Annotated in this window: 9 protein-coding genes; 5 read left to right on the plus strand and 4 right to left on the minus strand. The window is 71.9% G+C overall.

Annotated features, from left to right (window positions below; genetic code table 11):
- Window positions 1–66 precede the first annotated feature (66 nt).
- From DER29_RS09785 to DER29_RS09800, 4 genes are all read left to right on the plus strand, one after another.
- Window positions 67–2,856 (plus strand): immune inhibitor A domain-containing protein, encoded by a 2,790-nt coding sequence (locus tag DER29_RS09785; protein ID WP_121397059.1) that lies wholly within the window; start codon window positions 67–69, stop codon window positions 2,854–2,856.
- Window positions 2,857–3,260: 404 nt separating this feature from the next.
- Window positions 3,261–5,567, plus strand: a complete 2,307-nt coding sequence (locus tag DER29_RS09790) for an immune inhibitor A domain-containing protein (RefSeq protein WP_121397060.1) — start codon at window positions 3,261–3,263, stop codon at window positions 5,565–5,567.
- Window positions 5,568–5,887: 320 nt separating this feature from the next.
- A complete protein-coding gene (locus tag DER29_RS09795) occupies window positions 5,888–8,284 on the plus strand; it encodes an immune inhibitor A domain-containing protein (RefSeq protein WP_121397061.1) in 2,397 nt (798 codons plus the stop codon).
- Between the two features lie 139 nt (window positions 8,285–8,423).
- A complete protein-coding gene (locus tag DER29_RS09800) occupies window positions 8,424–9,356 on the plus strand; it encodes an alpha/beta fold hydrolase (protein ID WP_121397062.1) in 933 nt (310 codons plus the stop codon).
- Between the two features lies 1 nt (window position 9,357).
- Here DER29_RS09800 and DER29_RS09805 read toward each other — a convergent pair whose 3' ends face one another.
- Together DER29_RS09805 and DER29_RS09810 are read right to left on the minus strand one after the other, a co-directional pair.
- Window positions 9,358–9,723 (minus strand): hypothetical protein, encoded by a 366-nt coding sequence (locus tag DER29_RS09805; RefSeq protein ID WP_121397063.1) that lies wholly within the window; start codon window positions 9,721–9,723, stop codon window positions 9,358–9,360.
- Window positions 9,720–12,848, minus strand: a complete 3,129-nt coding sequence (locus tag DER29_RS09810; protein WP_121399121.1) for an SseB family protein — start codon at window positions 12,846–12,848, stop codon at window positions 9,720–9,722. Before DER29_RS09810 ends, DER29_RS09805 begins: the two co-directional genes overlap by 4 nt.
- 152 nt (window positions 12,849–13,000) lie before the next feature.
- Here DER29_RS09810 and mycP point away from each other — a divergent pair, with 152 nt between their 5' ends.
- Window positions 13,001–14,281, plus strand: coding sequence for a type VII secretion-associated serine protease mycosin (gene mycP, locus DER29_RS09815; protein ID WP_121397064.1), 1,281 nt, complete (start codon window positions 13,001–13,003; stop codon window positions 14,279–14,281).
- Window positions 14,282–14,407: 126 nt separating this feature from the next.
- Here mycP and DER29_RS09820 read toward each other — a convergent pair whose 3' ends face one another.
- Both DER29_RS09820 and DER29_RS09825 read right to left on the minus strand, forming a co-directional pair.
- A complete protein-coding gene (locus DER29_RS09820) occupies window positions 14,408–14,701 on the minus strand; it encodes a WXG100 family type VII secretion target (RefSeq protein ID WP_121397065.1) in 294 nt (97 codons plus the stop codon).
- 26 nt (window positions 14,702–14,727) lie between these two features.
- The gene (locus DER29_RS09825) at window positions 14,728–15,048 is read right to left on the minus strand and encodes a WXG100 family type VII secretion target (RefSeq protein WP_121399122.1); all 321 of its coding nucleotides are present in this window, start codon (window positions 15,046–15,048) and stop codon (window positions 14,728–14,730) included.
- Window positions 15,049–15,232 lie beyond the last annotated feature (184 nt).

A 15,232-nucleotide genomic window follows, 5' to 3' on the forward strand; every position in this document is an offset into this window, starting at 1 on the left:
ATGGATGTCACATCGATGGAGGGCCGGCCGACTTCCTCCTCCCCCATGCCCGAGAAACGGAGCGGCATGAACAAAAACCCGCAATCCGGGTCGCGCCGACGCCTGCTCGTCGCGCTGCCCGCCATCGCCCTCGCCGCCACGTCACTGACCGTGACCGGTGGCGCGGCGGCGGCGGAGCCCGGCCCCGCCCGAGCCACGATCGGGGCGGACGAGCACTACATCAACTACGCCGAGCCAGCCGTCCAGCCGGACAGCGGCGGTCGCGAGGTCAAGGGCAAGGGCGGCGTCTACGCCCCGGCGGTCGAGGACGCGCGCGCGTACGACCGCAAGTTCGCCCGCGGCAACCCGGTCGCCGCCGAGCAGCTCGCGAAGCACGAGGCGAAGTCGATCAAGACGGGCAAGAGCCCGCGGCAGATCAAGAAGGCCCCGAGCACCCAGACCGCCAAGCTGCTGACCCTGCTGGTGGAGTTCAACGACCAGGCCAACGACGACTTCACCGGCGTCATGGTCCCCAGGACGGTCTTCGAGGACCGGACCTGCGTCCCCGGCACCGTGCAGAACGGGCCCAGGCACAACAACATCCCGAACCCGGCGAACCTGCCGCACGAGGACAACAACTCGATGTGGGTGCCGGACTTCTCGCCCACCCACTACGACAAGATGCTCTATTCGAAGAGGGGCATCACCGAGCGGGTCCGCAAGGACCTGAAGGGCCCGGACGGCAGGCAGGGCATCGACCTGACCGGCCGCACGATGCACAACATGTACCTGGAGATGTCCAAGGGCGCGTACACGGTCGACGGGCAGGCCAGCCCGTGGATCACCGTTCCGCACTCCGAGGGCTGGTACGCGGCCTCGCGCTGCTTCCAGGACGAGAACGGCAACTGGGTCCCCGGCCGTCAGCAGTCGATGAACGGCCACCCGGACAACCCGCAGGGCGCGGGCCGGCTCGCCACCGACGCGATCGACGCCCTCGCGAAGATGGACCCCAGCTTCCCGTGGGCCGACTACGACATCGAGGACCAGGCCGACCGCGACGGCGACGGCAACCTCTTCGAGCCGGACGGCGTGATCGACCACCTGGTGCTGGTGCACGCCGGGCAGGGCAAGTCCCGCGGCGGCGGCGCCGAGGGCACGTACGCCGTCTGGGCGCACTCGTCGACGGTGACCGGCGGCTACACCATCCCCGGCACCAACCTCCAGGTCTCGAACTACATCGTGCAGCCGGAGGACGCCGGCGTCGGCGTCTTCGCCCACGAGTTCGGCCACGACCTGGGCCTGCCGGACCTCTACGACACCTCCGGCAACGCCGACTCCGACGTCGACTTCTGGGACCTGATGGCCTCGGGCTCGCACTCGGGCGAGATCTTCCAGGCGCTGCCGACGCACATGGGCCTGTGGGACAAGTGGGTGCTCGGCTGGGCCGACCCGCTGACCCTCGCACCCGGCTCCGACCCGCGTTCCGTGCAGCTCGGCCAGACCTCGCGGACCCCGCGCGGCACCAAGGACGGCATCAAGATCGACCTGCCGGACAAGGTGATCACGCTGGCCACGCCGCACAGCGGCGCGAACATGTGGTACTCGGGCGCCGACCAGGACTGGGCGGACGTCAAGATCACCCGCCAGGTGGCCGTGCCGGCGGCGGCCGACGCGAAGTTCTGGATGTGGAACAACTTCGTCATCGAGGCCGACTGGGACTACGGCTTCGTCGAGCTCTCCACCGACGGCGGCACCACCTGGACCGAGCAGAAGGTCTACGACGCGGCCGGCAACCTCGTCACCACGAACGACGGCTACGCCGACCCGAACGGCCGGATGGTGGACTTCGGCAACAAGAAGTACGGCCTGACCGGTGACACGCACGGCTGGCGGCACGACTACGTCGACCTGTCGGCGTACGCCGGGCAGAACGTGCAGCTCCGGCTCCGCTACGCCACCGACGAGGCGTTCGCGGAGCGCGGCTGGTTCGCCGACGACTTCTCGGTGACCGGCGGCGGTACCACCACGTGGAGCGACGACGTCGAGGGCGGGGCCAACGGCTGGACGGCGACCGGCGGCAGCTTCGTCGACACCACCGGCCAGGGCTGGCACATCGACAGCGGCACCTCGACCCAGTCGCACTACTACCTGGCCGAGTGGCGCAACTTCGACGGCTTCGACAAGGGCCTGAAGTACACCTACGACACGATCTACTCGCGCGACGCGTGGAAGGTCGACCGGGTCGCCTACAACGCCCCGGGCATGTTGGTCTGGTACCGGGACACCGCGCTGGGCGACGTCAACCACACCACCGCGCAGATGACCGCGCTGCCCAGCTACGGCGCCAAGGGTGGTCTGCTGATCGTCGACTCGCACTTCGACCCGTACCGCCGCAAGGGCGAGGCGGCCGTCAAGGACCCGTCGGTGCTGGACAACCTGCCCAGCCGCCCGCAGTCCGCGAACGCGGCCTTCTCGCTGAACCCCACGTACCCCTTCACGGAGTGCCTGGAGGCGGCGGACGAGCCGTACAGCGAGTACTGCACGAGCTTCGGCCGGCAGGCGCCGGTGCGGGGCTTCACCGACGCGAAGGGCTGGTACCCGGGCATCGAGATGCGCGACGGCTCGCCGTACGCGCGGGACAACGACGCCTCCGTGGTCATCCCGTCGAAGGGCAACGCGCCGTACACGACCCGGGTCACCAACCCGGACGGTACGCCGGCGACGTCCTACTACGGGGTCAGCCTGGGCAGCGGCATCGTTCTGGGCACCGGGAACCCCGGCGACCAGGGCGTGTCCTACGGCGTCACCATCACCATCAAGCGCACCGCGCGGGACAACTCGTACGCCACGGTGTACGTCACCCCCGCGAGGAACTGACCCGAGGGTCGGCCGAGCGGTGACAGGCGGGGCCCGTCCGGGAGCACACTGCTCTCCGGGCGGGCCCCGCCCACGTGTTCGCGCAGGCCGCGCTCCCGCGGCCGGGGTCGAGCCGGCGGCCCGTCCCGTGACGGTTTCCGGGTTCCCAGCGCTCCCCTAAGGGGACCTCAGAATCACCATTACCGACAGTGATCGTGACCAAAACGTGACGTGAGAACGCGTCATCCGGGCGCGGCTTTTGGGCCTCATTTATGCGCATTTACGGGGCCCAGACGTGCGTTCTCCACCGGCAGTTGACCCGTGACAAGCACCCATGCGCTCTGTAAGGGTGAGTGCCGCATCACATGACTGGCACGGCTCGTACCGCGCTTGTCATGTAACAGATCCACAAAGGAGGAGGACCTTTGAGGAGACGAGTCACAGCCGGTCTGGCCTCGGCCGCGGCCGCGCTGCTGGCGGCGGGAGTCGTGTCGGCGCCGGCCTCCGGCGCACCGGCCGCGGACCCGGCCCCCGGTTCCGACAAGGCGAAGCACGGCAGGGACAACCTCCCCGATCCGAAGTCGGATCAGCAGCGGGAGCTCCGGAAGAAGGCCATCGCCGACCTGCTCTCCGGCAAGGCCAAGCTTCAGACGCGCAACGGCTCGAAGGTCATCCAGGTCAAGGACGACCTGTTCGTCGAGTACCAGCAGGCACCGAAGACCGACCCCATCTTCACGATGCTGGTCGAGTTCGGCGATCAGACCGACCCCCGGGCCGGTGGAGCTGCCGGCCCGGCGCGCAACCAGATCGCCGAGCCGGACCGCAACTGGGACGGCAACTCGACCGACGACAACAGCACCCTGTGGCGGCCGGACTTCAACCGGGCGCACTACCAGGACATGATGTTCGGTCCTGGCGAGTCGATGCGGGACTTCTACTACAAGCAGTCCGGCGGGCGCTACACCGTCAACGGCGACGTCAGCGAGTGGGTCAAGGTTCCGTTCAACGAGGCCCGCTACGGCAGCAACGCCATCCCCGAGTCCGACGGGTACTGGAACTTCGTCAAGGACAGCGCGACCGCCTGGTACCAGTCCCAGGTCGCGGCCGGCAAGACGCCGGAGCAGATCAAGCAGTACCTGGCCCAGTTCGACATCTGGGACCGGTACGACTTCGACGGCGACGGCGACTTCAACGAGCCCGACGGCTACGTCGACCACTTCCAGGCGGTGCACGCGGGCGAGGGCGAGGAGGCCGGCGGCGGCGCCCAGGGCGAGGACGCCATCTGGTCGCACCGCTGGGCGGCGTTCCCGAACCTGGCCGGCACCGCCGGTCCGGGCGCGAACAAGGCCGGCGGTGTCCAGATCGGTGACACCGGCATGTGGATCCGTGACTACACCACGGAGCCGGAGAACGGCGGCCTGGGCGTGTTCGCCCACGAGTACGGCCACGACCTCGGCCTGCCGGACCTCTACGACACCGTCGGCGGCGACAACGGCGTGGGCTTCTGGAGCCTGATGTCCTCCGGTTCGTGGCTGAGCCGCGGCAAGGACGACATCGGGTCGACCCCGGGTTACATGGACCCGTGGTCGAAGCTCTACCTGGGCTGGCTGAACTACTCGGTGGTCGAGGAGGACAGCGGCACCACCCGGGTCACGCTCGGCCCGGCCGGCGACAGCGACGGGCCGAAGGCCCAGGCGGTCGTGGTCAACCTGCCGGCGCAGACCCAGACCACCAGCTACAACACGCCGTTCGGCGGGTCGTACGAGTGGTGGGGCGGCAGCGCGGACGACCTGAACACCACGCTGACCCGTCAGCTGGACCTGACCGGCACGACGTCCGCGTCGATCACCGCGAAGGCCTGGTACGACATCGAAGAGGACTACGACTACCTCTACGCCGAGGTGTCGACCGACGGCGGTGCCACCTGGACGGCGCTGGGCAACTCGTCGGTCGACGCCGGTGAGACCGGGGTCGACGGCTCGACCAGCGGCGCCTGGGTGGACCTGGCCTACGACCTGTCCGCGTACGCCGGGCAGACCGTGCAGTTCCGTTACCGCTACCAGACCGACGGCGGCGTGCACCTCGCCGGCGCGTTCCTGGACAACGTGTCGCTGGTCAAGGGCGGCGCCGTCGCCTGGACCGACGACGCCGAGACGCTGGCCGCCGAGTGGACCGCCAAGGGCTTCACCCGGATGACCGGCGCGGTGACCGACTCGTACCCCCGCTTCTACATCGCGGAGAACCGGTCCTACGTCGGCTACGACGACACCCTGCGGACCGGCGGGTACAACTACGGGTTCAACAACACCCGCCCGAACTGGGTGGAGCGGTTCTCGAACCACCCGGGCATGCTGGTCTGGTACGTGAACTACGCGTACGGCGACAACAACACCTCGGAGCACCCGGGCTACGGCCTGAACCTCCCGGTGGACGTCCGACCGAACAAGATCACCGTCGACGGCCAGGGCACCATCACCAACCGGCGCAACGGCTTCGACGCCACGTTCAGCCTGTACGCCAAGCCGGCGCAGACCTTCCACCTCAACGGTGTCCCGGTCACGCTTCCGGCGCTCGCCCCGCAGCCGGTCTTCTCCGACAGCGGGCCGAACAAGTACTGGACGGCCGGCAACCCCTGGAACTCGGTGAAGGTGACCGGTTCCGGTACCCGGATCGAGATCCTGAAGCAGGGCAACAACCCGACCGACGACATGGTCGTCAAGGTCAGTAACTGACGATCGGGGCACTCGTGGGGCCGGTGGCGGTGACGCCACCGGCCCCACTTTTCGCGTACGCGATCACTCCTATCGAAAACCGTCTCTTTCTTCCACAGGGCGACCGTCCGCGCTGCTCACGCCGTGGATGAACGGCCGGGATGTGACGGTGAAAAGCATTCCCAACAAAAGTTTGCAACAAATCGACGCACGCATCTTCCCACGGGTCACACGAGTGTCTATGTTCACCATTGGTCCCACTAGTGGGACCGGTAGCACCGGCCCGTACCCCCGTTGGGCCGGTTCCCTCAAACCGGAGGTACCACGTGCGCAAAGTCGCAGTGGGTCTGCTCGGGCTTTCGCTGACGGCGACGGGACTGGCGTTCGGTTCGTCCGCCACCGCCGCGCCGCAGCCGAAGTTGCCGACGGCCGCTCCGTCGGTCGCCGAGCCAGCCCATGTCGACCACGACCTGCCGAACCCGCTGGAGGACAAGCGTCGCGCCCTGCGCCAGGAGGGCCTGAGCGACGTCCTCTCCGGCCGGGCCAAGCCGCAGAAGGTCAACGGCAGCACGGTCGTCAAGGTCGGCAAGACCCAGGCCGAGGGGGCTGCCGCCCGCTCGACCCGGGCCAACGCCGCCACCCAGACGGAGGACCAGTACGTCGAGCTCTCCCGGGAGAAGACGGACCGGATCTTCGTCATCCTCGCCGAGTTCGGCAACGAGCGGCACCCGAGCTACCCGGACCAGGACACCGACCCGGACACCGCGGGTCCGACCCGGTTCGACGGGCCGCTGCACAACGAGATCCCGCAGCCCAACCGGGCGGTGGACAACTCCACGGTGTGGCAGGCGGACTACAACGCCGACTACTACCGCAAGCTCTACTTCGGCACCAACCCCGGTGACGAGTCGGTGAAGCAGTACTACGAGGCCCAGTCCTCGGGTCGCTACAGCGTCGACGGCACCGTCACCGACTGGGTGAAGGTGAAGTACAACGAGGCCCGCTACGGCCGCTCCGGCGGCTACCCGTGCGCCTCGAACGTCTGCACCAACACCTGGGCGCTGGTCCGCGACGCCGCCAACCAGTGGGTCGCCGACCAGAAGGCCGCCGGCCGCACCGACGCCCAGATCGCCGCCGACCTGTCGGCGATGGACCAGTGGGACCGGTACGACCACGACGGCGACGGCGACTTCAACGAGCGCGACGGCTACATCGACCACTTCCAGATCGTCCACTCCGGTGGCGACGAGGCCGACGGTGACCCGTACCAGGGTGAGGACGCCATCTGGAGCCACCGCTGGTACGCCTTCGCGTCCGACCAGGGCTCGACCGGCCCGGTCGGCAACCCGCTCGGCGGCACCCAGATCGGCAACACCGGCCTCTGGATCGGCGACTACACCATCCAGCCGGAGAACGGCGGCCGGAGCGTCTTCTACCACGAGTACGGCCACGACCTCGGTCTGCCGGACGACTACAACGTCACCAGTGGTGGGGACAACAACAACGAGCACTGGACCCTGATGGCCCAGAGCCGGCTCGGCGCCAAGAACGACGCCGGCATCGGCGACCGTGGCGGCGACCTCGGCGCGTGGAACAAGCTCCAGCTCGGCTGGCTCGACTACGAGGTGGTCGTAGCGGGGCAGAAGCGGACCATGACCCTCGGCCCGCAGGAGTACAACAGCGACGAGGCGCAGGCCGTCGTCGTGGTGCTTCCGAAGCGTGACTACACGTTCGAGCACGGCGCGCCCTTCGAGGGCAGCAAGCAGTTCTTCTCCGGCAACGCGGACGACCTCAACAGCACGATGACCCGGACCCTGGACTTCACCGGGAAGTCGTCGGCGTCCCTGTCGATGAAGGGCCGCTACAACATCGAGGCCGACTACGACTACCTGTTCTTCGAGGCGTCGCTGGACGGCGGCCAGTCCTGGGTGACCCTGCCCGGCACGGCCAACGGCCAGCCGCTGAAGGAGATCTCGGCCGGCCGCTACGCGCTGGACGGCAGCAGCGGCGGCGAGTGGGTCGACGTCAACATCCCCATGGACGTGGCGGCGGGCAAGGTCGCGCAGTTCCGGCTGCGCTACCAGACCGACGGCGGCGTCTCCGAGGGTGGCTTCTACGGTGACGCGATCACCGTGACGGCCGACGGCCAGACCGTCCTCTCCGACGGCGCCGAGACCGGCGCCGCGGGCTGGACGCTCGCCGGTGGCTTCGAGACCGCCGAGAAGAGCTACACCAAGGCGTACGACAACTACTACATCGCGGGCACCCGGCAGTACATCTCGTACGACAAGTACCTGAAGACCGGCCCGTACTTCTTCGGCTACTCGAACACCCGCCCGGACTACGTGGACCACTACGCGTACCAGGAGGGTCTGCTGATCTCCTACTGGAACACCCGGTGGGCGGACAACGACACGTTCGTGCACCCGGGTGAGGGTCGCAACCTCATCATCGACGCGCACCCGCGGCCGATCTACAACCTGACCGGCCAGCCCTGGCGGGCCCGCGTCCAGGTCTACGACGCGCCGTTCAGCCTGAAGAAGGCCGACTCGTTCACGCTGCACCTCAACAGCCAGCCGCAGTACATCCGTGGCCAGGCCGCGCAGCCGCTGTTCGACGACACCCAGCAGTACTGGTTCCCGGAGCTGCCGAACCACGGCGTCAAGCTCCCGGCCACCGGCACCAAGATCAAGGTCCTGGAGAAGGACGGCGTCTACACCAAGATCCGTATCTCCTGATCCACTGATCACGCACCACCCGCACCACGCGATGCCCGGGCAGGTCACCTGCCCGGGCATCGCCCTTTCCCGGGCGGTCCCCGCCACCGGTGGGGTCGGCGTCGGGGGCGACCGGCGTCGGGGTCCTAGGCTGTCTGCCATGACCGAGCAGCGCGGCGGGCCCGTCGACGAGTCCTGCGTCCTCACCGAGGGGCCGTGGACGCACCGGTTCGTCGGCGCCAACGGCAGCCGCTTCCACGTGGTGGAGGCCGGCACCGGACCGATGGTGCTCTTCCTGCACGGCTTCCCGGAGCACTGGTGGGCCTGGCACGAGATGCTGCCGGCGATCGCCGACGCCGGCTTCCGGGCCGTCGCGGTCGACCTGCGCGGCTACGGCGCCAGCGACAAGCCGCCCCGGGGGTACGACGGCTACACCCTCGCGGCCGACGTCGCCGGACTGATCCGGGCCCTCGGCGAGCGCTCCGCCACGGTGGTGGGCACCGGCGTCGGCGGCATGATCGCGTGGACGGTGGCCTCGTTCCACCCGTCCCTGGTCCGCCGGCTGGTGGTGCTCGGCGCTCCCCACCCGCTGCGGCTCCGGGCCGCCATCTTCGCCGACCCGCGCGGGCAGTTCGCCGCCGCCACGCCCACCCTGAAGTTCCAGTTGCCCCGCTACGAGCACGTGCTGACCCGCGACGACGCGGCGGCCGTGGAGGAGATGCTGCGCCGCTGGGGCGGGCCGCGCTGGGTCGACGGGCCGGGCTTCGAGGCGTACGCCCAGCGGTGCCGGGAGGCCATGCGCATCCCGCAGGCGGCGTTCTGCGCCCTGGAGGGCTACCGCTGGGCGTTCCGCTCGGTGCTCCGGCTGCACGGTTACCGCTTCGTCCGGCTGATGCAGAAGCCGCTGATCACGCCGACCCTCCAGCTGCACGGCGCGCTCGACGAGGCCTCCCTGCCGCGTACCGCCCAGGGCTCCGGCCGGTACGTGGTGGCGCCCTACGAGTGGCGGCTCCTGGACGACATCGGGCACTTCCCGCACGTGGAGGCCGGCGACCTGGTGGTGGGCGAGGTCCTGCGCTGGGCGAAGTCCTGACTCAGACCCGCTGCTCGCGCAGGTCGGCGACCTCGGCGGCGGGCGCCCAGCCCTGGTAGACGCCGAAGTCGAAGACCTCCAGGCCCATCGCCCGGGCCACCGGCCAGCGTCCGCCCGTGTACTCCACCCGCAGCCAGCCGTCGTGCTCGCCGAGGACGATGAACGGCTGCCCCTGCCAGGTGCAGACGGTCCGCACGTACGCCAGGTCGTCGATCTCGGTGGCCGGCAGCACCCGGACGTACCGGCCGGGGCGGATCTCCTCGAAACCTTCGCCCGGCTCCGGCTGGTAGAGCCGGACGTCGTCGCCGTCCGGGCTCGCCTGGTATTCCCGGCCCTGCCAGCGGGCCACGTAACCGTCGCGCGTCACTGCTCACCGACCTGTCGCCACCGCAGCGCGTCCGTGTCGAGGATGGCGACCACCCGTTCGGTGCCGTCCGCGCCGATCCGCCACAGCTGCGCGCCGTGCGGCAGCCGGGCGCTGTCCACCTTGAACTCCGCCACCACGTCGCTGCTCTCGCCCGGCGCGAACCCGTTGCCCCGGAACGGCGGGCGCTCGATGACCCAGCCCTCCATGGCCCGCATGGCGGCCTCGTTCTGCCCGCCGTACGGGATCCGGTAGAGGCTCGGCCGATGCGCTGGCCAGCGCAGCACGTAGATCTCGCCGGCGTCCCGGGCGAAGGGGGAGTCCGGGTAGCCCAGGCCGAGCGCGTCGTGCAGCTGGGCCGGGGTGTTGAGGTGGGCCAGCTCGCCGGCACGGTGCACGAAGCCGGAGACCCGGTCGTAGCCCCGCTCCAGGTAGTACGCGAGCTGGCTGGGGGCGACCGCCTTCTGCATCACGATCGGGCGCGCCGGGTCGGGTGCGGGTGGGGCGTAGCGGGGGCGGCTGACCGGTTCCTCGGCGGCGGCCGGCTCGGCCTCGGCCCCGGTGTCGTCGCCGAGTCCCACCTCCGCCGCCCAGTTGGCCAGCCCGACGATCTGCTCACCGGGCAGCTTCGCCCCGACCGGGGTGCCCGGGTTGACCGCGAACGACCAGGACTCGTCCGGCCAGCGGCGGATCAACTGGACGAACTTCACCCCGATGGTCTCGACCGTCGCGTCGGTGTGGTCGGCGAGCCGCTCCGGCGAGGTGTGCACCACGACGAACGTCTCGCCGTCGAGTTCCTCCGTACGCCAGACGAAGCCGGGCTCGCCGGGCCGGCTGCCCGGCGCGGAGTCGGCCGCCACCGGCAACAGCACCCGGGCCAGCAGCAGGGTGGACAGGAACGTGTCGGTGCTGCCGGCGCCGGCGGCGTCGAGCAGGTTCTCCTCGACCTCGTTGGCCGGCTCGAAGTCGACCGGCCCGGGACCGGTGCCCGGCGACACGTCCCCGGCCCCGGTCAGGGGCGCGGTCGCCGGCTCGTCGGCGACCGGCTGACCGGGGTCCTCCGCCGGTCCGCCGCCGGGAACGGCGGCGTCGGTCGCGGACCCCTGCCGGACGGCCCCGTCCGTCTCCGGTGCGGGCGCGGCGACGCTGGTCGGCACCGTCGGATCCCCGGACCACGCGCCGGCGGGCGGCCCGGATCCGAGGGGCACGGTCGGGTCCCCGGGCCACGCCGCGTCGGCAGGCGGCTCGGGATCGAGGGGCACGGTCGGATCCAGGGACACCGTCGCATCGCCCGACGACACGACCGGCTGCGTCCGATCCAGGGACACCGTCGGATCCAGAGACACCGTCGCATCGCCCGACGACACGACCGGCTGCGTCCGATCCAGGGACACCGTCGGATCCAGAGACACCGTCGCATCGCCCGACGACACGACCGGCTGCGTCCGATCGAGAGACACCGTCGGATCCAGAGACGCGGTGGCGTCGCCGGACCACGACGGGGCGGTGGACCGCACGGTGTCGGCGGGCGACGACGGGTGGGCGGGCGCGGTCGGTGCGGGGTCGGCGGTGGCGGCGGTCACCGGTTCCCGGCGGCGCCGGACCGGCTCGAACAGCGAGACGGTCTCCTCGGCGGGCGGGGCCGGCTCGGGGGCAGGCGGTCCGGTGAGGTCCCGCGACTCGATGACGGTGCCCTCGATGACGATCGGCGTGAAGCCGCGCCGGGGAGCGGGCGGTCCGGACACCGGCTCCGCCTCCGCGACCGGCTCGGGCCCGACCGGTTCCGGGGTGGGCTGCCGGCGGGGCAGCGCCTGGGTGACGTCCTCGGTCGGCTCCGCTCGACGCCCGCCGTACGCCGGTGGTGGCGGCCCGGCCCCCGGGGCGGGGGCCCGGAGGTCCCGGGTGGCGTCCCCGTCGGGCCCGCGCGGCGGCAACACCTGCGTGGCCTCGCCCCCGGGCACCGTGAAGGCCCGGGTCGGTTCCCCGGCCGGCACCGTGAAGGCGTGGGTCGGTTCCGCGGTCGGCACTGTGAAGGCCCGGGTCGGCTCCCCGGCCGGCACCGTGAAGGCGTGGGTCGGCTCGGCGGCCGGCGCCGTGAAGGCGTGGGTCGGTTCCGCTTCGGTCGGGGCGCTCGGGATCGGGCGGGTCGGTTCCTCCGGTACCGGCTCGCCGAGCGGCCGGCGGCGGGGGAACGGCTGGCTGCCGGGTCCGAGGCGGGACGGCGGAGCCGCCCGCTCGCCCGAGCGCAGCGCCTCCTGCCGGTAGGCGGCCGCACGACCGGAGGCCGGCTCGAAGAACGACCGGTTCGGCCGCTCCGACGCCTCCCCCGCCGGGCGACCGTTGGTCGACGGCGAGGGGTGGGCGTCGGGCGTCGGCAGGCCCCGCGGGCGCTCGGTGAGCGGCGCGGGGCGCGGCGGCGGGAGCCGGTCGGGGGCCGCCACGGCGTCGAACCGGGCGGGTCCGCCGGCCGTCGGGTCGCCACGCCGCAGGTCCGGGTGCTCCGCCGGGAACGTGGGCGGGACGGACGGGTGGGCCGCGCCGGGTCGGGCGGGTGCGGGGATCCGGCCGGTGGCCGACGCGGCCGTGGGCTCGGGCCGGAGCGTGCCGTCGGGCCGGGCCACACGGGTGGTCGGCCCGGTCTCCGGCCCGCCCGGCGCGTCCTGGCCGGCGGTCTGGGCCCGCGCCCGGGCGGCCGTCTCCACGCGTTCCAGCCGGGCCCGCGCGCCCATGGTGCGGCCGGGCAGCCGGACGTCGCCCCGGGAGAGCTGGGCGACGAACCAGGCCGGCAGGTAGCCCTCGATGGGCAGCCCGGGATTCACGGCCAGCCACCACTCGTGGTTGGGCCAGCCGTCGGACAGATCGGCGTACGAGATGCGCCGGACGGCACCGCCGTGCTCGCCGAGACAGGCGCGCACCGCCGCTCCGGAGGTGAACGCCAACACGTGGGTGCGGCCGCCGGTGGTCCAGGTGCCCCAGCCCACCGGTGCCGTCCCCGCGAGCGCCTCGGCGGAGACCGGCAGCAGCAGTTCGCTCCGGGCCAGGACGCGGAAGTAGAGCTGTTGGTCGTTGGCGCGCAGCGCGTCCCGCATCGCCGCTTCGGCGTCGGTGGCCGGCTCCCACTCGGTCACGGCCACCCCTCCTCCCGCGAACAGGCCATAGGTATCGCGTACAACCTACAAGGTAGAAGCAAGATCACAATCGCTGGCCGGCGGCGGTCCGCCCGGTGCCGCCGGAGGCGCTAACATCCCGTTCCGGAGTCGACACGATACGGAGGCGGTCGATGTCCCGGTCCCCCTCGCGCCCGCTCCTCACCGCCCTGACGACGGCGTTGCTGACCGCCGTCCCGGCCGCCCCCGCGATCACCGGCCGCCCGGCCGGGCCCGCCCCCGGCCCGGTGCCGGCCGGCTGGTCCGCATCCGCGCCGACCGTCGCCCGCGCGACCCCCGGCTGCGCCTCGCCCCTCGCCCCGGTCCGGCCGGTGTCCGCGCGCCCCTGGCCCCAGCAGCGGTACGCCCCGGAGCGGCTGGCACCGCTCGCCACCGGCGCCGGGGTGACGGTGGCGGTGATCGACTCGGGGGTGGACCGGCGGCACCCGCAGTTGGCCGGCCGGGTGCTCGACGGCACCGACCTGCTCGACCCGGGCGGCGACGGCAGCCGGGACTGCGCCGGCCACGGCACCGGTGTGGCGAGCATCATCGCCGCCGGCCCCCGCGACGGTACGGCGTTCCGGGGGCTGGCCCCGGGTGCCCGGATCCTGCCGGTACGGGTCAGCGAGCAGCAGGTGGTCGAGGGCCGGGAGTCGGGGCGCACGGTCAGCGCCGGCGACTTCGCCCGCGCCGTCCGCTGGGCGGTCGACCACGACGCCGACGTGCTCAACCTCTCCGTCGTCCTGTACGCGGACGACCCGGCGGTGCGGGCCGCGATCGGCTACGCGGTCGACCGGGACGTGGTCGTGGTGGCCGCCGCCGGGAACCTGCACGACGCCGGTGATCCCCGGCCCTACCCGGCCGCGTACGACGGGGTGCTCGGGGTGGGCGCGATCGGGGCGGACGGGGCACGGGCGCCCTTCTCTCAGACCGGCTCGTACGTCGACCTGGTCGCCCCGGGCAGCGACGTGCTGATGGCCGCCCCCGGCGAGGGCCACCACCGGGCCGAGGGCACCAGCTACGCGGCGCCCTTCGTGACGGCCACCGCCGCGCTGCTGCGCCAGTACCGGCCGGAGCTGACCGCGGCGCAGGTGGCGCAGCGGATCGTGGCGACCGCCGATCCTGCCCCGGGCGACGGTCGGGGTGGCGGGTACGGCGCGGGGGTGCTGAACCCGTACCGGGCGGTCACCGAGACCGGGGGCGGGACGCCGGAGCGGGCGCCCCGGGTCAGCGCGCTCGCGGACGGCCGGCCCGAACCGGCGGTGCTGGCGCAGCGGGCCCGCCGGGCGACGGCCCGGGACCGGGCGCTGCTGGTGGCGGGGGCAAGCGGAACGGTGGTGGCCCTGGCGGCGCTGCTGGCGCTCGTCGTGCCGCGCGGGGCCCGGCGCCGCTGGCGGCCGGCCGACCACGCCTGACCCGGCCGGCGGTCGACAGCGAACCGGCCGACCGCCGCCGCCACCTCGACGACCTGCTGGTCAGCGCCCCACAACGGCCGGTGGTGGCGCCGACCGGCTCACGGTCGACGCCACCACCGGGTGGGCTCACTGGAACAGGCCGACGTTCTTCTTCTCCGTGTCGAGGTAGTCGGTGGCGGAGTCGTCCACCGCGAGCTTGATGTCGCGCAGCATGGCCTGGAGGTCCTGCGAGGCCGAACGCCAACGGCCCTGCCGCTGCTCGTAGGCCTGGCGGGCCTCGCCGGACCAGCTCGCCACGAGCGGGGCGGCGTCCCGTTCGAGCTGCCCGAGCTGCGAGTCGAGCGCGTTCAGCGCCTTCTGGATGTCCGCGCTCGCCTGTTGCAGGGCGGCGAAGTTGACGACCAGTACACCGTGGTCCATCGGATGTCTCCTCCCCCGAGACCGGGTCAGAGCGGCAGCTGGATGCCGCCGCGGTTGGTGGTGGACACCCGGCTGGCGGCCTCGGTGTCCGAGACGTCGTACTGCTGGCCGGCCCTGCGGACGGCGCCGGCGGTCTCCCGCAGGGCCCGCTGCAGCGCCGCCTGGTCCTGTGCCCACTGCTGCTTGACCTGCTCGAACGAGCGCCCGCCGGCACCGCGCCAGGCCTGCTGCAACACCTCCAACTCGGCCATCAGGCTGCTCAGCATGGACTGCAGGGACTGGTCGACCTGCTCGAACTTCGCGGCGGTCTGCTGCATCACCGCTGCTTCTGCCTGGGTCTGGGACACCCGGGACGTCACCTCGTCTCATCGATCGTGGCTGGCCGTCGGCTCGCGCCGCCCGGAGGTCGAACACGGCGGGCGCGGGGGTCAGCGAAACTCGTCGCTGACGGTAGCGGTCCGGTCGTGTTTCTGCTACCCCGTGGCCATCCCCTGTGGACGACCGCGGCCCCCACTGCGCGGGGTGCGCCCC

Source organism: Micromonospora sp. M71_S20 (assembly GCF_003664255.1).
Classification (GTDB): domain Bacteria; phylum Actinomycetota; class Actinomycetes; order Mycobacteriales; family Micromonosporaceae; genus Micromonospora.